The 17,700-nt window shown below is 53.6% G+C and carries 14 protein-coding genes and 1 pseudogene; 4 read left to right on the top strand and 11 right to left on the bottom strand.

The features are described 5' to 3' along the window. On the top strand, positions 1-109 hold a 109-nt coding region (locus BJP35_RS23780; RefSeq protein ID WP_143349615.1), incomplete at its 5' end, for an IS3 family transposase. On the opposite strand, the gene BJP35_RS23775 is transcribed toward BJP35_RS23780, so the two are convergent. The 11 genes and pseudogenes from BJP35_RS23775 to BJP35_RS23725 form a co-directional block, all read right to left on the bottom strand. Continuing rightward, positions 106-1,455 carry a helicase HerA domain-containing protein gene (locus BJP35_RS23775; protein WP_256971811.1) on the bottom strand — a complete coding sequence of 450 codons (1,350 nt, stop codon included), beginning with the start codon at positions 1,453-1,455 and terminating at the stop codon, positions 106-108. The genes BJP35_RS23780 and BJP35_RS23775 overlap by 4 nt on opposite strands. Further along, positions 1,442-2,689 (bottom strand): SIR2 family anti-phage-associated protein, encoded by a 1,248-nt coding sequence (locus BJP35_RS23770; RefSeq protein ID WP_086463601.1) that lies wholly within the window; start codon positions 2,687-2,689, stop codon positions 1,442-1,444. Before BJP35_RS23770 ends, BJP35_RS23775 begins: the two co-directional genes overlap by 14 nt. 73 nt (positions 2,690-2,762) lie before the next feature. Further along, positions 2,763-3,323 (bottom strand): annotated as a pseudogene (locus tag BJP35_RS23765) (replication endonuclease); the annotation flags it as partial. A gap of 88 nt (positions 3,324-3,411) precedes the next feature. After that, positions 3,412-4,962, bottom strand: a complete 1,551-nt coding sequence (locus tag BJP35_RS23760; RefSeq protein ID WP_086463592.1) for a methyl-accepting chemotaxis protein — start codon at positions 4,960-4,962, stop codon at positions 3,412-3,414. Between the two features lie 97 nt (positions 4,963-5,059). Further along, positions 5,060-6,076 (bottom strand): LacI family DNA-binding transcriptional regulator, encoded by a 1,017-nt coding sequence (locus BJP35_RS23755; RefSeq protein WP_014170151.1) that lies wholly within the window; start codon positions 6,074-6,076, stop codon positions 5,060-5,062. Positions 6,077-6,104: 28 nt separating this feature from the next. Beyond that, complete coding sequence (locus BJP35_RS23750) at positions 6,105-7,511, bottom strand: sucrose-6-phosphate hydrolase (RefSeq protein ID WP_086463591.1); 1,407 nt, start codon at positions 7,509-7,511, stop codon at positions 6,105-6,107. Further along, positions 7,511-8,881, bottom strand: coding sequence for a sucrose-specific PTS transporter subunit IIBC (locus BJP35_RS23745; RefSeq protein WP_014170153.1), 1,371 nt, complete (start codon positions 8,879-8,881; stop codon positions 7,511-7,513). Before BJP35_RS23745 ends, BJP35_RS23750 begins: the two co-directional genes overlap by 1 nt. 67 nt (positions 8,882-8,948) lie before the next feature. Further along, positions 8,949-10,466, bottom strand: coding sequence for a carbohydrate porin (locus BJP35_RS23740; protein ID WP_014170154.1), 1,518 nt, complete (start codon positions 10,464-10,466; stop codon positions 8,949-8,951). Between the two features lie 173 nt (positions 10,467-10,639). Further along, positions 10,640-11,545, bottom strand: coding sequence for an aminoimidazole riboside kinase (locus BJP35_RS23735; protein ID WP_086463590.1), 906 nt, complete (start codon positions 11,543-11,545; stop codon positions 10,640-10,642). An 89-nt stretch (positions 11,546-11,634) separates the two neighbouring features. Then, a complete protein-coding gene (locus BJP35_RS23730; RefSeq protein ID WP_041162954.1) occupies positions 11,635-12,846 on the bottom strand; it encodes a diguanylate phosphodiesterase in 1,212 nt (403 codons plus the stop codon). A 93-nt stretch (positions 12,847-12,939) separates the two neighbouring features. Beyond that, positions 12,940-14,421, bottom strand: coding sequence for a carboxylesterase (locus tag BJP35_RS23725; RefSeq protein ID WP_047744690.1), 1,482 nt, complete (start codon positions 14,419-14,421; stop codon positions 12,940-12,942). Between the two features lie 266 nt (positions 14,422-14,687). On the opposite strand from BJP35_RS23725, the gene BJP35_RS23720 reads away from it, so the two are divergent. Genes BJP35_RS23720 through BJP35_RS23710 form a run of 3 tightly spaced genes read left to right on the top strand, consistent with a single transcriptional unit; the run spans position 14,688 to position 17,678 of the window. Then, positions 14,688-15,542, top strand: a complete 855-nt coding sequence (locus BJP35_RS23720; RefSeq protein ID WP_047744691.1) for a MurR/RpiR family transcriptional regulator — start codon at positions 14,688-14,690, stop codon at positions 15,540-15,542. Positions 15,543-15,554: 12 nt separating this feature from the next. Then, positions 15,555-16,130, top strand: coding sequence for a D-alanyl-D-alanine dipeptidase (ddpX, locus tag BJP35_RS23715; protein WP_047744692.1), 576 nt, complete (start codon positions 15,555-15,557; stop codon positions 16,128-16,130). Positions 16,131-16,145: 15 nt separating this feature from the next. Then, positions 16,146-17,678, top strand: coding sequence for an ABC transporter substrate-binding protein (locus BJP35_RS23710; protein WP_086463589.1), 1,533 nt, complete (start codon positions 16,146-16,148; stop codon positions 17,676-17,678). Positions 17,679-17,700 lie beyond the last annotated feature (22 nt).

Here is a 17,700-nt window from a genome sequence, read left to right as displayed (position 1 = left end):
TGATTACATCGAAATGTTTTATAACAGTAAGCGTCGGCATGGTTCGAGCAATCAGATGTCACCGACAGAATATGAAAACCAGTATTATCAACGGCTCGGAAGTGTCTAGATTATCCGTGGCGATTCAGACAGATTTTTCAGATTAACTATATGAACATTCCAATCATTCGGCTCTCCCTTTTCTTTTCCAAAAAAATAATCCACTTCATCTTTCATAGCAGCGTCCCAATGCATACCATTGTCAGCCAGGACTTGACCACCATTCATATCGACAATATTTTTGAATCTTACATCGTCTGCTAACTGCTGAATGATTTTTATTAGAGGGAGTACGTTACCATAGCAAAATGCATCACGCTTGCTTCCCCCCGTCCTAGAGTCGGCAGCGACACAGCCAAACTCTGCAACAAGACTTGCTAAACATTTAAACGGAGCCCACCTGCCAGCTTTATCCAATGTTCTGTTACGCAAACCTGCTAACCAAGCAGCAAGATGCAGTTGATTATCTTCTCTACAATCGTCATAAATATTAAAGCAATTCCCTTTCCCATCTTTCAGGAAAAATGTTTGTTTATCAAAATGAGCTCTATTAATAGCATTGAGAGCATTTCTCAGTGCTGGCAACTGAGTTTTATCACTAGGCCTTAGTAATTTTATTAAACCAGAAAAACCAAGAGCCTGATATGGTATCTGCTTATAATAATAAGAATTTTCTGTGTATGCCACACCTTGCAATAGAGGTGGGTTAGGTGCTTCGCCGTCTGGACGCTTACCTAAAATGGTATGTTTAACATTTGGTAAGCCAACAAACGCCTGAGAATACTCACCATTTATGTCAAATATGACTATTCGCGATTTAGTATACTTCTCAGCAATACGTCGAGTCAGTAATGCATTGAAATTTGATTTACCGTAGCCAGTACTGCCTAATACGGCTATGTGCCGTGTAAGCAATTTATCGATGCTAGCTAATATTCGTACAGATTTGGTACGTGAATCGACACCGAGTTCAATTGCTTTATCTAAATCTCCTTTATCGATGCTATAGATTGTGTTTAAGAAATCAGTTGTTAAAGGAACAGCTGAAGCACCCAATGCTGGCAATCGCCAATCTTCAGAAACAAAAACATACCCGTCTGATTCCCTTTTAACAAAACCTATTGCGTAGGCTATGATTTGCCTAAGAGGCATATCTGCTATATCTGAAGTTCCAATATTTGCTTTATGGGCTTTATCCGCTTCAACAAAGGCCATGTCCGTCACGCGTGCAACCACCAATATATTACCGGCATCAAAACCAATGAGATCTCCTGGCTGGGTAACCGAACTTACCCCATCCCTATGTGATGCTAATCTTCCCTGTAACCCTTCATGAAGGTTTATTCTAATTTTTTCACCTTCCAATCCAACTACATAGCCGATCGCGGAAAGCTCTGAATGTTTAAAATGGGTCATGACCTTCTCCTTTAGACAATTTTGAGATAGCTTCAACCAAATCGTCTACAGTATTTTCTCGAGGAAAAAGAACTGGATATGGAAGATGTTTCACAAAACTATCAAAGTAAGCATCACCTCCGCCTCCTACGACGGTCACTTGATTGAGAGTTAAATGTTTTAAAGTAATTATTGCTTTTTCGCCTTCCGAGGCGACACCAGAATCAACATTGATTTGAGCCTTAGATAATTCTGGATAATAAACAACAACATGGAAGGAAGGATTTAATAATGCACCTAATATTATTCTATTTATATGGTAATCACCAAAACCAAAACCATTTACAAAAAGAGCCGTTTGTGATTTAGAAAGAAACTCCCCAAATCGTCTAAACATTTCACCATAAACAAATCCAATTGTATGGCTATATTTGTTTGCTCCGGGGTAAATTAAATGCTGGCCTCGATAATAATCATCTTCAGTTATAATATCTTTGATGTAGTTATTATAAGCTTGAGATGAGCTTACTTCGTTAACTGTCAAACTATCATCTTGATACCATGTAAGAGAACCATGCAACTTATAAAGATAGGCGTGGTAATGACCAAACCTAGCCTCTCCCTTCGCATTAACATTTCTGAAAGCTAAATCAAAATTTTGTGGATAAAACTGTCTTGTGTGCAGGCCTGAGAAGCCATTAAACAACTGAATACCGAGATCTTCCGCAGCCCACTCTAAAGCCAAATCATAATTTGTTGTAAAAAGTGCTGGTGCTGACTGGCCAGGCTGTCGATTTGAAATTAATTTTGATATTAACTCTTTATGATATTTAAACTGTACTTTTTTCCCCTGATTTTTTTGACTGAATTCTTCTCCTGTTAGTAACGCAGCTTTAGTTACCCCTTTGTATAATGCACTTAAAATAGTTCTAAATTCTTTTTCTTCAACCTCATTACGTCTTGTTTTAGCTACTGATAAAAACTTTGTTGCTTCATCAATTAAAAGCTCGACGTTTACTGAGTCAGACTCTGAATCAGTCTTAGAAACGAGAAGATAACGTTCAATAAGTAGCAATAAAAGATCTGGATGATCTTGCTTAAAGGACTGCCAGACTTCTTTCATGGTTTTCCCACCGCAACCAACCGAAGCGCCGGCACCTAAGAGCACTCCTACATTGTCTAATTGGCACAGCGAATAAACATGAGAACGGAAATCATCCTCATCAATTTCCTTACCACCTTGATATATAAGCATAAACATCCCTTTCAAAAAGATTCTGGGCGGGTTAAGTATTTGCATTCGGAATGAATTATGATTCAATTTTTCTTTAACTTACAGCCCAGTTATTCAATGAATTAATGTCATCACAAAAATCATCCCTGTGCGAGTTGCAACACCTTATCCCATCAAAAATCACTGTTGCCCCACGGGCTAGCACGTCGAGCGCCCAACGTTCAGGTATAATGCCTTGCTGAGACAAATCGAAACGAATTTTAGCGATGAGCTCCCTTTCGGGCTTTGTCATCCTGGCTGATGGCGCTTGCTCGCTGGTTTTGAGCGGCGCATTGCTTCTTTGCTGCCGACGTTTGCGCGGTGCGCCAGCCTTTAACGCCCCGTTAAGCACCTTCACGACGTCCGGCTCATTCCAGCCGATAACCCCGCGCTCAATCAGATTTAACACCGCTGCGGCTTGCTCAGACGGTGCGGGGGTCATAACTGGATCACCACCTCCGGTGAGCTTTCCACAGTTATTGACAGGACTCCGAGGCGCGGCAAGGCCGCTTTTTGAAGTCAAAGGCTCAACAACCAAAAGCTTTGGAACGATACACCATTCGGCTACTCGGATAATTTGTACCAGCTCAGAGCCCAAGTGCTGGCCGTAAATGCCCCCTCGCTTTCCCTCGTAGGAGTGCTTCCGCAGATTTCCAGTTACGCCAGACATTAAAAAGACTCCCTCAGGAGCCTCTCATTATCAATTAAGCCTGCGCCGGCAAACTAAAGTTCGAAATACTCCTGGAGAGCTGCTGAGCCTGCTCTTCCAGGGAAGCGGCGGCTGCGGCGGACTGCTGAACCAGCGCGGCGTTCTGCTGGGTCACGCCATCCATCTCTGTCACCGCCTGTCCGACCTGACTGATCCCACGGCTCTGCTCTTCAGAGGCCACGGAGATTTGCTCCATCAACGTATTCACTTTATTCACGGAACTGATAATTGAATCAATGACCTCGCCTGAACGGTTCACCAGTTCAGCGCCGTTTTTGACGCTGGAAACCGACTGGGCAATCAGGCTTTCAATGTCTTTCGCGGCAACCGCGCTTTTCTGCGCAAGGGTGCGCACTTCACTGGCCACCACGGCGAAGCCGCGTCCTTGTGTGCCGGCACGTGCTGCTTCAACCGCGGCGTTGAGCGCCAGAATATTGGTCTGGAAAGCAATGCTGTTGATGACGCTGGTGATGTCCTCGATGCGCTTAGAGTTCGCCGCGATGGTATTCATTGTTTCGATCACTTCGCGGGTCACGGCCTCACCGGTGTGCGCATTGTTCACCGCGTCCTGCACCAGTTTTCCAGCCTGGTGAACGTTATCGGTGTTATTCGCCACGGTCGCGCTCAGTTCTTCCATGCTGGCCGCCGTCTGGGTTAACGCGGAGGCCTGCTGCTCGGTGCGTGAAGCCAGATCGATATTCCCGGAAGCAATTTCCTGCGCGGCGTGGGTGACGGTATGGCTCGCGTCACGCACCTGAGCGATAGTCGACAGAAGCGCCTGGCGCATCTGCTCCATTGAGCCCATCAGGTGATCGATTTCATTGCCGGAGGTGCCTTTTACCGGCACTGGAATGTCCAGTTTACCGGCGGCAATCTGGCTGCAGTGTTCGCGTGCCAGGTTGACCGGCGCGAAAACAAAGCGCTTCATCAGCAGGCTGACGGCAACAATCACGATTACAAACAACAAAGCAATCGCCGCAATGATCGCCAGACCGGAGATGAAATTACTGCTCGCATCCTCGTTCAGGGTTTTGGCATATTTCTGGTGAACCGCAAGCACCTGGTCTAGAACGATTTCATATTGACGGTCGAGGCGGGACACCTCCGGGATAAGCGCATTAAACTTTGCGACATCGTGCGCAGCGGCGGCATCAATCAGCGGTGCCAGCCCCTGGTTACGGTAGTTTTGCCAGGCATCCTGATACGCGCTCACCAGCGGCGCTTCATCCGACAGGCGCGGAGACGCCATAAACGCCGCAAAGGCGTGATCCGCTTTTGTGAGGGCCTCTTTAACTGCGGAAAGTTTCGCCGACTCATCAGCCGAGTTCCCCGCTTCCACCATCTTCACGTACTCCATCACCCTGACGCGCAAGGTACGGCTGTGGTTGATAGGGTCAATGATCGACAGCACAACCTGGATTTCTTTGTTCACATTATCCAGGGAATTATTACTTTTAATGATGAGGCCAACGCTGGTAATGGTGCTGACGACAAAGAAGAAAAGCAGAGCAAAAAGGACAATCAGGGATGATTTTTTTAACGACATGGACCGATACCTCAAGAATAAACATTCCCTATCGTTATCGGCCGATCCAAAACTTAAATTAATTAAAGTTATTAACGTTTCCCTTCAACAGCCAGGGCTATGCTTTCGCTTTATAGCGCCGCTGCAGGGTGGCATCCAGTTTTCGCTGTAACGGTTGTGGCGTTTCGCCGTCGATCAGTTTGCCAATCAGATCAAAGCAGTGCCACGCCAGCTGGCGGTTATCCTGGCGAATGGTATCAACCGGGATGGTGAGCGAGTCGTAAAGGTAGTGATCGTCAAAGCTGGCTAACCGGATATCACTTTGCATCAGGTTGTGCTGCCCCATATAGCGCAATACCCCTTCCAGCAGACCACAGGCGGCAGTGAACAAGGCTTTTGGCGGGCGTCCCAGGCGGGCGCACAGCTCGGCGAACATCTCGTAGCCGGAGCTCGGGTGATAGTTGCCGTGAATGATCCACTCCGGGCGCAGCGCCACATTGGCCTCTTGCAGTCCTTGCTTGAATCCTTCCAGACGATCGCGCGTCGGGGAAAGCCGCGGCTGCCCGCCAAGGAAGTAAATTTCATCAGGATGCTGGCGCGCAATGTCGGCCACCAGTTCCGCCGTCGGGGTAATGGAATCGGTGATCACCAGCGGCAATGTGCTGTCGTTCATATGGCGGTCAAAAAGGACGACCGGCAGCTGTTCGCTCAGCTTCTGGTAGTCGGCATCATTGAGCATACTGGAGGCCACAATCAGCCCGTCCACCTGACGCGCTACCATGTTATTAACCACCACCGTCTCCTGCCCCGGATTTTCATCACTGCAGGAGATGAGCAGTTGAACGCCTGCCTCACGGCACAGCGTCTCCAGTTCGTGAGAAAACACCGCAAAGCCGTAGTTAGTGATCTCCGGCACCACCAGGCCGATGGTGTGGCTACGGTTATCACGCAGCGAGCGCGCGTGAATGCTGGGCTGGTAATGATGCTCTTTCGCAATCGCCAGAACGCGCTCACGCGTCTCTTCCGCCACGCGAAGCTCTTTGCTGCGCCCGTTCAGTACCAGGCTGGCGGTAGCTTTTGAAACCCCCGCCAGTTCCGCGATGTCTTTAATTGTGACGCGTTTTGTTTTTCTCACAACGACTTAGATCCGGCTGCCAAAACCCTTATTCTACCATGCAGCCGCGCAGCGACCAGTAGCGTAATGTGATGTCGGACCCACCTTCGAATCGCACCCGTGCCGGATGGTCAGGAAAATAGCGGCTGCTCATCACCCCTTCGCCATGATTGATGAAAATTTCAACGCTGGAGCTGTCACACAGAACGCGTAAATGATGAACGTCGCCCCGCCAGTAACGGGTCAATGTCTCCCCGGTTTTCAGGCTGGCGCGTTCCAGACGCAATCCGCTGTCCTCGACGATAAGGCGCAACGCACCGGCGAAATCCACGGTTACTGAAGATGAGGTGAGTTCGAACTCAAGGCGCGTCGCATCAAGAGCCGGGGCATCGCTGGCGTTACCCTGCCAGCGACATTCCTCTTCACGCAGTGCGTGCAGTTCGCGCACCGGCGTCTGCCACAGTTTGCCGTCACGGAAGTGTAATTCTCGCGGACAGGTCATCTGATGGATCCACCCCTGCGCCCGTGTGGGCTGAAGCATCTCTTCTCCGTCCGGCACGCCCATCCAGCCAATCAGGATCCGCCGTCCGTCTTCCGCCACCGTGGTTTGGGGAGCGTAGAACTCGAAACCGGCGTCCAGCTCGTGCAACTCGCCATGTTTAAACGTAGCGCGGGTATGGTCGAACGCCCCGCTCATCCACGTGGCCGGATAAGTATTGAGATAGCGATGCGGTTCGCGCGCCAGCCCCTGCGGGCAGCAGATCAGTACGTGTGTCCCGTCGAGGGCAAACAGGTCCGGGCACTCCCACATGTATCCCGCCTCGGTCAGGCCGTTCACGCCATGACCGGCAATCTCTCCGCAAGACGCCCAGTGGTGCAAATCGGCAGATGTGAACAGCAGCACCTTGCCGCGTTTTTGCAGATCCTGCGCCCCCAGTACCATGTACCACACCCCGTCGTGCTGCCACACTTTCGGGTCACGCACGTGGCCGGTGTAGCCTTCCGGCAGCGCAAGAACCGGACCAAGTTTTTTGAATGTACCGTCGGGCTGTTGCGTGGCAAGGCACTGCCAGGCGGTGCGGCTGCCATCATCAAATTTCACGTTGCCGGTATAACACAACGTCAGGACACCGTTGTTATCGACGGCGCTGCCGGAATAGCAGCCGTTGCGGTCATACTCCTCATCGGGCATCAGCGCCATCGGTTCGTGCTGCCAGTGCACCAGGTCTGCGGAACTCCAGTGTCCCCAGCACTTATAGCGATGGTCGCAATCCAGCGGGTTCCACTGATAGAACAGGTGGTAACGCCCGGCAAACCAGATAAACCCGTTAGGATCGTTCATCAGCCCCGTCACCGGTGCCGGATGCCATTGCGGATAATGGCTGTCGGCGTACGCACGCGGCTGGCCTTTCATGACGGCCTGCAGGATTGCAGGCCAGCGGGAAGGTAACGTCATTATTCAGAATCCGTTTTATATTTCAGCAGCAGCGAGACGGTAAACGCCACGCCGAAGGCAATCACCATGCCGATAATATAGTTGAGTAGCGAGCTTGCCTGCACGATCGCCATGCCCGGGATGGCAGTCAGCCCGACGGCGGTCATATAAACATGCACCGAGACCACCCACGCCCCGCCTGCCGCACCGCCAATCAGCGCGGCGATAAACGGTTTCACGAAACGCAGGTTGATACCAAATATTGCCGCTTCGGTAATGCCCAGCATGGCCGAAAACGCAGACGGTAACGTAATGGCTTTAATTTTCGCGTCTTTGGTTTTAAACCAGACCGCCAGACAAGCTCCCCCCTGCGCCACGTTGGCCATCGCCCAGATAGGCAGCAGGAAGTTAACGCCAATCGACGGATTCCCCAGCAACCCGGCTTCAATGGCATGGAAACTGTGGTGAATACCGGTGATAACGATAACCGAGTAAAGCCCGCCAAATAACAGCCCGGCCAGCCAGCCCGCATGGGCGATCAGGGTGCTCAGAACAAAGGAGATGCCATCCCCTAACGCACGCCCGGCCGGGCCAATGATCAGCAAGGCAATAAAGCCGGAGAGAATAACGGTGAGGAACGGCGTCAGGATCAGATCTAACGCATCCGGAATAATACGACGCAGGTTTTTCTCCACGATACTCATAAACCAGACGGCCAGCAGCACCGGGAACACCGTTCCCTGATAGCCAATCATGGCAATCTCAAGGCCGAAGAAGTTCATGGTGTGGAAGCCAGACGCCACGCCCCAGGCGTTAGTCAGCGCCGGATGCGTCAGAATGCCGCCGAGGGTCGCCCCCAGATATGGGTTACCGCCAAATTCACGCGCGGCCGTGAAGCCAATCAGGATCGGCAGAATGATAAACGCCGCTGAGCTGCACATATCCAGCATGATATAGAGTGCGTTATCGGCATTGACCCAGCCGTAGGTTTTGACCATCCCGAGCAGGCCCATCAGTAAACCGGAGGCCACAATCGCAGGAATGATCGGCACAAAGATGTTCGAGAGCAGTCGGGCAATGCGCTGGAACGGGTTCAGCTTGCGTGCCGCCATGTCGGCCGCTTCGGACTTGCTGGATTCGCTAATCCCTGCCGCCTGGATAAACGCGGCGTAGACCTTGTTAACCACCCCCGTACCAAAAATCACCTGCATCTGCCCGGCGTTGCGAAAACAGCCTTTAACGCCGTCAACCTTGCCGATGGCCTGCTGATCGGCAAGCGTGTCGTCGACCAGCACCAGTCGAAGACGCGTTGCGCAGTGCGCCGCACTGGCGATGTTCTCTTTGCCACCGAGCAGCGGAATGAGCGCGCGGGCGATATTATCAAAATCCATAGATACCTCTGCCTGACTGTATTTTTATGATGTGAAAAACGCCCCCGCACTGCGGGAGCGTAAAAGGTTAAAACCAGGTTTCCATCTGTACCCCAAAGTTCCATTCCCCGCCGGCGTTGAAACCGCTGCTGCCAAAGGCATCATCGCTGGCGTAATTATCCAGTTTGCTGCTCCAGTCCATCCAGGTGGCGAACAGACGCAACTCAGGACGGCTGAAGAAATCGCCGATCTTGCCCGCTTTTAACGTTGGGGCAAAGGTCAGCTTGTAGAAACTTCCGTTGACGGCGTTTCGGTCTTTATACCCTTCCGGATTTAAATCCATGTACTGATAGCTGCCCTCAAACGCCAGGGCGAAATTCTGCGTGACCTCTTTAATCAGGCGGGTATTGAGTGTGACCCACTCATAGCTGTCGCCTTTGACATAGCGGTCTTTACTGCTCTGGGCCAGTACAGCAGGTGCGATATGCCAGCCGCCACCAAGGGGCGTGACACCGTAACTTGCAAAGCGCCAGGTATCGGCTTCAGACAGCAATGCGCCATCGGAACCGATGCTCTTCACCTCTGCCCCCAGCCCGTGGCCGTACAGCAGCGCCGTTTTGGCTGAGCCTTCACGCAGGCCGTAGAAACTTTCATTGTGCAATCCGACCAGGGCATGAACGCCATTGTTGGCGGCGTCGGTTTTTATCAGATCGCCATTGCTGTCTTTGCGGTCGTCGTTGTCTTTTGCCCGCAGGCCGCTCACCATCAGCTGGAACGGCCCGGCGAAGTGGTTCATGCTGAGGATGTAGTTCTGAACGTTATTGTCGATTTGCTCTTCGCTGCCGAAGTTACGCCCGTAAAGAGAGAAGTTGCTGCGCAGCGATTCATTCCATTTCACGTCATACACGCCACCACCGGTACCGGCCAGGAACACCACATCGGAATCCAGCCAGTGAATATCAAAGTTATCGCGGTCGAAGCGTTTGCCGGCCCAGAAGGTACTGCCCTTCAGCGCGCCGGTAAAATCAGGCAGATTGCCCAGTTCAGCAAACGCCTGACGAATATTGAGATCGCTGGTGTCAGCGGACCAGTCGTTATAGGTTTTCTGACCATCCGCCAGCATGGCCTTGAAGCGCGTGGTCGCCCCGTTATCCAGGGTCTGTTTGTGTTCCACGTTCAGCTCAACATAGGTATCGGCTTCATTCCCCAGACGCCCGACCGCACCACCGGTTTCCCCGGCTGGCGTCAGATAAGGGCCGCTTTTGCTGCTCGACGCCGCGTCGTTCATCAGCAGGCCAGAACGGGCATAGCCATGAAACTCAAACCCACTGCTCTGATCGGCTTTCTTCTCCAGTGCGGCGGTACGCTGCGCCACTTGCTGGGTTGTTGTTTGCGCCTGCTGCTGGGCAGTCACCAACTGCTGCGTTTTTTGTTCTGCGTCGGTGGCGCGTTTCTCCGCAACCTGCGCGCGGGTTTCCGCAGCCTGAAGACGCTGCTCCAGAGCAGCAAGACGCGCTTCGATACTCGTCATATCCGTTTGGGCAAAAACAGAGGTACTCCCGGCCAGCATGCCTATCATCACGGCAAGTCTGCGTTTTTTATACATTTTGTCGCATCCCTAAAAGAAGTCATTGAAAGTGCTAAATTGCTAAACCGGTTTAGGTTGATGATACTAAACCTGCCAATTTTGGATCGGCAATCTTTTTTGCTAAACCGATTTAGTAAGTGTGATCGAGGCGACAATTCAGGCCGTCGACAGACGGCCCGTTGCGGGAGGAATTACAGTTGCGGGTGATAAGGCAGCGCGGTCATCGCCCCTTTAGCCGTGGTGGCTAACGCGCCGCAGCGCTGAGCTAATGCGATCACGCGTGGAAGATCGTGGCTGTCAATGCTCCCAGCGCAAGCCAGTCCATAAAGCAGTCCCGCCACGAATGCATCACCTGCGCCCGTGGTGTCCACGCATTCAACGGGGGTTGCCGGATAATGCTTTACCGTTCCGTCATGCCAGGCGATGACCCCGTCTTTGCCCTGAGTGACCAGCACCAGCCGGGCCGGACAGCGGCGCATCAGCGCGGTCAGCCCTTTCGTGACCCCAAGGTCGGCGGTTAAAAAAGCCAGTTCTTCGACGGAGAGTTTGACGACGTCAGCGCATTGCAGCGCCTGTTCGAGGCAGCGGCGCAGGTCGTCCTCATCCGGCCAGAGATCCGGGCGAATATTGGGGTCGAAACTGACATAACCCCCCGCTTCCCTGACCGCGTTCACGGCCTGAAACGTTGCAGAACGGCTCGGTTCAGCGCTCAGGGCAATGGAACAGACATGCAGCCACTCTCCTGCGCTAAAGGGCGGCAAATCGGCTGATGCCAGAAACAGATCGGCGCTCGGGCGAACCATAAAGGTGAAAGAGCGTTCGCCCTGTTCGTCCAGATCCACGACCACGGTTGACGTGCGGTGTGCCGGGTCGAGGTGCATCCACTTTACGTCAACCTGCTCGTCAGCCAGCGTTTTATGCATAAAGCGACCGAAAGGATCGTCGCCGACCCTGCCGATAAAGGCGCTTTTCCCGCCCAGACGGGCAATACCTACCGCCACGTTCGCCGGCGCGCCACCAGGGCATTGCAGCAACCGGCCTTCTCCCTCCGGTAATAAATCCACTACCGCATCGCCAAGTACCCAGATTTTTTGCATGTGATCCTCTCAGCTAAACAATGTTAAACCGTTTTAGCTATTTAAGCACAGGCAGGACGAAGGGGAAATAATACGGAAGGAAAATTGGCTTAACGCACCAGGTGTGGCCAGCTAATATCGCCTACGCCATTCAGCGCTGGACGGGCAAACAGAAAGCCCTGAAAGCGTCGGATCCCGGCAGATTCAAGCCAGCACCACTCTTCCAGCTTCTCGATGCCTTCCGCCACCAGGGTGATTTCAAGGTCGGTGCAGCAGCTGACTATCGAGCGCACAATCGCCTGTTTTGGCCCGCTGAGATGGATATTGCTGACAATTTCGCGGTCAATTTTAATTTTATCCGGCTGGAATCGGGTCAGCAGTGAAAGTCCGGCGTAACCGGAACCGAAATCATCGATCGCCAGGCCAATACCTTCAGCGCGCAGGTGTTTAATGGCGCTATTGAACTTGTTGAACCCGGAAATCATCTCGTTTTCGGTCACTTCAATGACCACCTGCTCCGGCTGAAGCCCATGTTGTTTAATCTGTTCAACCAGAAACTCCACGGCGCCAGGCACTTTCACCAGCGACATCGGGAGAAGATTTACCGCGATTTTATGGCTTCCGATCCCCAGTTTATCGGCCAGCGCAAAAGCCCAGGCTTTGGTCTGGAGATCGACTTCATAGATTTTGTCCTGATCGAGGCGGCTGAAAAAATGCTCCGGGCTTCCCCCGTCATTACCGCGGATAAGGGCCTCAAGCGAACTGATTTTCCCTTCCAGCGGTTCGACGATGGGCTGGAGGGCGAACTGGCAGGTTTGTCTGTCCAGCAGGCCCAGACTCTCGCCAAACGGCGATTTCTCAGGCGAGAGCGTCCATTTCTCAGGGGCAAAACGCGCCCCCGACGGGGCCGGACGTTTGCCGGTAATAAACGTCTGAATAAATTTGAACACCCGATCATCAGATGTCAGATAACTGTCCAGTTTGCTGTAGTGCAGTACCGACTGCAGAACGTCTTTCGGCGACTGGTTCTGCAGGTCAAACAGCAGCATACCGACATTCTCAAAACGTCTGCGGGGGCCGTAATCCCGCATAAGCTCAACCACGCCGCTATGCCGCTTATCCTCACGGATCTTCTGAAACAGCCTAACCACACTCTCTTCCGAGCCTTCGAGGAGTTGCAGGACATCATCTCCTTTTGAAAGAAGAACGCCGGTAATATTCAACCCGGCATTGCGCGTCCTGGCCTGTTCAACCAGCGCCTGGAGTTCGGCGGATCGGCAGGATAAATTCAACTGGCTGCGGTAGATAAGAGTAGTCAGCACAAAAACGTGTTCCGATAAGAGGTATGCGTTGGACATTACTGTTTAACATACTTCATCTGCGCGACCTAACAGATTAACCCCTTGCGGGAGAGGCTACTTTTTCTCATCCCCGATGCGTCTGTCAATCCTCTCCTGCATGTAGGCATAAAACGGGTTCGACGTCACCCGCATTAACGCGTCTTTGCCTACGCTCAGCACGGAGGTTTCCCCCCACAGCGCAATCGTGCCGAGGCTAATGCCATACCGGTTTTTCTCCGCAGGATGTCGGCCATAAAGATCGTCATCAGGCGGGAACGGCACGGCGACATGCGACAGTGAATAGACCTCCTGCGGCCAGGACATCGCCAGCGGTACCGCGGTCTCGTCGGTGCCTCCCGCAGGGGTTATTTTCGCCACCGCGGCGAAACTGTCCGCGCTGGCATTGGTAATAATCGTGACACCGTAACGTCTTTTCGCCACAGGCAGTAACTCAGAGGTCGCCGCCCACGACGACGGTTTAAAGAGAGGACGGAAGCTGGCGGCCTGATTGATATCAAATACAACCAGCTCGCTGCCGTTCGCCGGAAGCTGGTCAAATAAGCCGGTGACCACGGCGCGGGTGCTGACCGTTGAATCCATCACCGACTGGAATGCGAGTACCGGCGGCAGCTGGTCCAGTCTGTGCTCCCGGGCATCCCGCCCCATTTGCTCCTGCAGGGCCTGGGTCAAGAGCCATGACTGGCGCGCCGCATTGACCGGGAAGGAGTTGTATTTATACGGGTTATATTCCGGCGAGATGTTTAACCATGCCGCTTTGGCAAACGGCGGTAACATCGCCGGCAATCCGGCCAATCCTGCAAACCGGGCGAACGCCGTGACGCCAATCATTGGCGAGAGCAGAATGAGCTGTTGCGGTTTGCGAAGCGCAGGCGTGTCCAGCGCATCAAGGGCATATTTCATCGCCAGCGCCCCACCGTTGGAGTAACCCACCAGATGCAGGGGAACATTGTCTCCCGCCAGCCGCGTGGCTTCGCGCACGGCAAGGCGCGTCGCCGCCAGCCACCTCTCCCAGTCAACGTCCGTCAGCGCGCCGGGCGCGGTGCCGTGACCGGGCAGGCGTGGAACCACCGCCACAAAACCGTGCTGCTGATAATCGCGGGCAAGATGCCGGACACTGTAAGGCGAATCTGTTAGCCCGTGCAGCAACACCACCGCGCCGCGTGGCGTTCCGGCAGGCATCAGCACAAAGGAGCGGTTGGCATCGGGTGAAAATTTACCGGGCCAAACCAGGCTCTGACGGTAGTAGCGGTTTAACGGCGTGCGCTCCTCACCCTGGGTTTTGCGCGTTACCGCGTTATCCAGATCGGTGAAAATGGCGTTTTCCCGGGCGACATACTGGGCAAAATTCGCCTTATCTATCTCGCGTACGGACATCTCATCTGCCCGCCAGGTATGCCAGAGATGCAGTTCCGGCCCCTGCTGCGAGAGATAAACCCGAACCGCGAGCAGGACGATCAGTACCACTCCTGCGATCGTCGCCATTTTCTTTGCGAGCGCCATCAGGCGCACGCTGATACGCCAGGGCAAGTTCGCCATGCCGGGATCCCTTTCATATTTACGTTGTCTCTATCTTATCAAAAATGTGAAGACGCTGACGTATTCACGAAATTCATACCTCCCCGCTCAGCCAGTGCACCAAAAGTGAACTACGCTGCACAAATGTTGATCATTGGTTAACTAAATATTGCATGAAGTTTGCAGCACAGCGACGTCCCGTCGCGATGTGGACATGGCACGCGTCATGCATTGTTAATCAAATAACACAAACCTGACGACTGACAGCCTGTTAACAGCGAGGCGGTATGACGACGAAACCCGAGGTGTTGAGCCGTATTGAAGCCACTTTCAGCCAGCTGACCCCCAGCGAGAAGCGGGTGGCGAGCTGGCTGCTGGCGCATGCCGCACAGATCCCGTTTGAAACGGCTGAAAGCGTGGGTCTGGCGACCGGCACCAGCGGCATTACCGTGGGACGCTTTCTGCGAAAACTCGGCTATCGCAATCTGGAAGATGCCAAAAAGAGCCTGCGCGACCCGCATCAGCCCTGGGGTATGAACGAGCGGCTGGACTCCTGGCAGCAGCAGTCCCCTCTGCCCAACCGCCTTCAGCACTCTCTGTCGCTGGAGGTGGATGCCATCACTCAGGTTTATCAGTTGGCGCACACCGACGCATTTCGCCAGGTGGTTCATCAGCTTGCCCACGCGGATGCGGTTTTTGTGCTGGGGATCCAGTCGACACGTGGGATAGCCAACGCCTTCTTCAGTCATCTTGAGTACCTCCGCCCACGCGTCAGCTACGCCGAAGGCGCGTCCGGCAGTTGGGTTGAATCCCTGAACTCCGGTTTCGCCCACCCCTACGTGGTACTGACCGATACCCGCACCTATTCCACCATTGCGCGGCAGTACTGTCGGGTCGCGAGCGAAAAAGGTATTTCGCTGGCCCTGATCACCGATATCTGGTGCCCGTGGGCGCGGGATTACCCGCTTGATTTACTGCAGGTGAAAACCGAAACCGGCCATTTCTGGGATTCGCTGGCACCTGTGAGCTGTCTGTTCAACCTGCTGCTGTCAGGTGTCGTGGAAGCGCTGGGTGATACCCTTCCACCGCGGCTGGCGGTAAACCGGCAATTACAACAAGAGTTTGGTCAATTCGAACGTTAAAGGAGCGGAGCTATGCCCCCAGAGAGTGAACTGATTGATGTGGCGAAGACCTTCCCTGCGCTGCATATCGATCTGAAATACGCCACATCCGACAACATCACGGGCCGTCCGATTTATCAGGAGGCGCTGTGCCTGCTGCATACCGATGCGGCCACCGCGCTGGCGAAAGCCATCAGCATCGCCGCACTGGCCGGGCTGAAGCTGGTGGTCTACGACGCTTATCGTCCGCAGGAAGCGCAGGCTCAGTTGTGGGATGCCTGCCCGAACCCGGAATACGTGGTTGATGTGGCGATTGGTTCCAACCACAGCCGCGGGACGGCCATCGACGTTACGCTGATGGACGAACAGAACACCGTGCTGGATATGGGGGCCGGTTTTGACGAAATGCACGATCGCTCGCACGCCTGGCACCCGTCCGTGCCGCCGCACGCGCAGCGCAATCGCCTGCTGCTTAACGCCATCATGTCCGGTGGCGGCTTTGTGGGGATCAGCAGCGAATGGTGGCACTTCGAGCTGCCGAACGCGGCCAGCTATCCCCTGCTTGACGATCGTTTTGCCTGTTTCCCGTTGACGCACACCCCTCTTTAAAACTGGAGCACTGCCATGAAAACAACGCTTCTTACTACCCTGATCGCCGCCTCGCTGGCACTCAGCGCCCCGGTTGCGCTGGCTGCCGTCCCGAAAGATATGCTGGTGATCGGGAAAGCGGCCGACCCGCAAACGCTCGACCCGGCGGTGACCATTGATAACAACGACTGGACGGTGACTTACCCCGCCTATCAGCGTCTGGTGAAGTACAAGCCAGGCTCCACCGAGGTGGAGGGCGACCTGTCAACGGGCTGGAAAGCGTCAGAGGATCAGAAAGAGTGGACCTTTACCCTTACCGATAACGCAAAATTCGCCGATGGCACGCCGGTTACTGCCGAGGCGGTAAAACTCTCCTTTGAACGTCTGCTGAAGCTTAGCCAGGGGCCGTCTGAAGCGTTCCCGAAAGATCTCAAAATTGATGCGGTCGATCCGCACACGGTGAAATTCACCCTCAGCCAGCCGTTTGCCCCGTTCCTCTACACCCTGGCCAACGACGGTGCGTCGATCGTTAACCCGGCGGTGTTAAAGGCGAACGCTGCCGATGATGCACGCGGTTATTTAGCGCAAAACACCGCCGGGTCCGGGCCATTCATGCTGAAAAGCTGGCAGAAAGGTCAGCAGCTGGTGCTCGTTCCGAATCCACACTGGGCGGGTGAGAAGCCGCACTTCAAGCGCGTTTCGGTGAAAATTATTGGTGAAAGCGCTTCACGCCGCCTGCAGCTTTCCCGTGGCGATCTGGATATCGCCGATTCACTGCCCGTCGATCAGCTTTCAGCCCTTAAGCAAGAAGGCAAAGTGGCGGTGGCGGAATATCCGTCCCTGCGCGTGACCTATCTTTATCTGAATAACAGCAAAGCCCCGCTCAATCAGGTGGATTTACGTCGGGCCGTCTCCTGGGCAACGGATTATCAGGGGATGGTGAAAGGCATCCTGAGCGGCAATGGTAAACAGATGCGCGGCCCGATACCGGACGGCATGTGGGGGTTTGACGCCACGGCAATGCAGTACAGCTTTGACGAGGCCAAAGCCAAAGCCGCGCTGGAGAAAGTCAAAGACAAGCCGACAAGCCTGACATTCCTCTATTCAGACAACGACCCCAACTGGGAGCCGATCGCCCTGTCCACGCAGGCGAGCCTCGGCAAGATCGGCATCAACGTGAAGCTGGAAAAACTGGCTAACGCCACCATGCGCGATCGTGTCGGGAAAGGTGACTATGACATCGCCATTGGCAACTGGAGCCCGGACTTTGCCGACCCGTACATGTTCATGAACTACTGGTTTGAGTCGGACAAAAAAGGGTTGCCGGGTAACCGCTCGTTTTACGAGAGCAAAGAGGTTGACGACCTGTTGAAGGCAGCTCTGAAAACCACCGATCAGGCGGAGCGTACCCACGATTACCAGCAGGCGCAGAAGGTGGTGATCGACGAGGCGGCCTACGTGTATCTGTTCCAGAAGAACTACCAGCTGGCGATGAACAAAGAGGTGAAAGGCTTCACCTTTAATCCAATGCTGGAGCAGGTCTTTAACATTGCCACCATGAGTAAATAACGGTTCTCGCCGGGGGAAAGTG

This window comes from Enterobacter sp. J49 (genome assembly GCF_002148625.1).
Lineage (GTDB): Bacteria > Pseudomonadota > Gammaproteobacteria > Enterobacterales > Enterobacteriaceae > Enterobacter > Enterobacter ludwigii.
The sequence above is the reverse complement of the archived record's forward strand: the minus strand, read 5'-3'. Positions and strand labels throughout refer to the sequence as shown.

Excerpts from the sequence above, each read along its gene's own strand:
- BJP35_RS23775 (WP_256971811.1), bottom strand. The coding sequence starts at position 1,455 with ATGACCCATTTTAAACATTCAGAGCTTTCCGCGATCGGCTATGTAGTT.
- BJP35_RS23770 (WP_086463601.1), bottom strand. The coding sequence starts at position 2,689 with ATGCTTATATATCAAGGTGGTAAGGAAATTGATGAGGATGATTTCCGT.
- BJP35_RS23760 (WP_086463592.1), bottom strand. The coding sequence starts at position 4,962 with ATGTCGTTAAAAAAATCATCCCTGATTGTCCTTTTTGCTCTGCTTTTC.
- BJP35_RS23750 (WP_086463591.1), bottom strand. The coding sequence starts at position 7,511 with ATGACGTTACCTTCCCGCTGGCCTGCAATCCTGCAGGCCGTCATGAAA.
- BJP35_RS23745 (WP_014170153.1), bottom strand. The coding sequence starts at position 8,881 with ATGGATTTTGATAATATCGCCCGCGCGCTCATTCCGCTGCTCGGTGGC.
- BJP35_RS23740 (WP_014170154.1), bottom strand. The coding sequence starts at position 10,466 with ATGTATAAAAAACGCAGACTTGCCGTGATGATAGGCATGCTGGCCGGG.
- BJP35_RS23735 (WP_086463590.1), bottom strand. The coding sequence starts at position 11,545 with ATGCAAAAAATCTGGGTACTTGGCGATGCGGTAGTGGATTTATTACCG.
- BJP35_RS23725 (WP_047744690.1), bottom strand. The coding sequence starts at position 14,421 with ATGGCGAACTTGCCCTGGCGTATCAGCGTGCGCCTGATGGCGCTCGCA.
- BJP35_RS23720 (WP_047744691.1), top strand. The coding sequence starts at position 14,688 with ATGACGACGAAACCCGAGGTGTTGAGCCGTATTGAAGCCACTTTCAGC.
- ddpX (WP_047744692.1), top strand. The coding sequence starts at position 15,555 with ATGCCCCCAGAGAGTGAACTGATTGATGTGGCGAAGACCTTCCCTGCG.
- BJP35_RS23710 (WP_086463589.1), top strand. The coding sequence starts at position 16,146 with ATGAAAACAACGCTTCTTACTACCCTGATCGCCGCCTCGCTGGCACTC.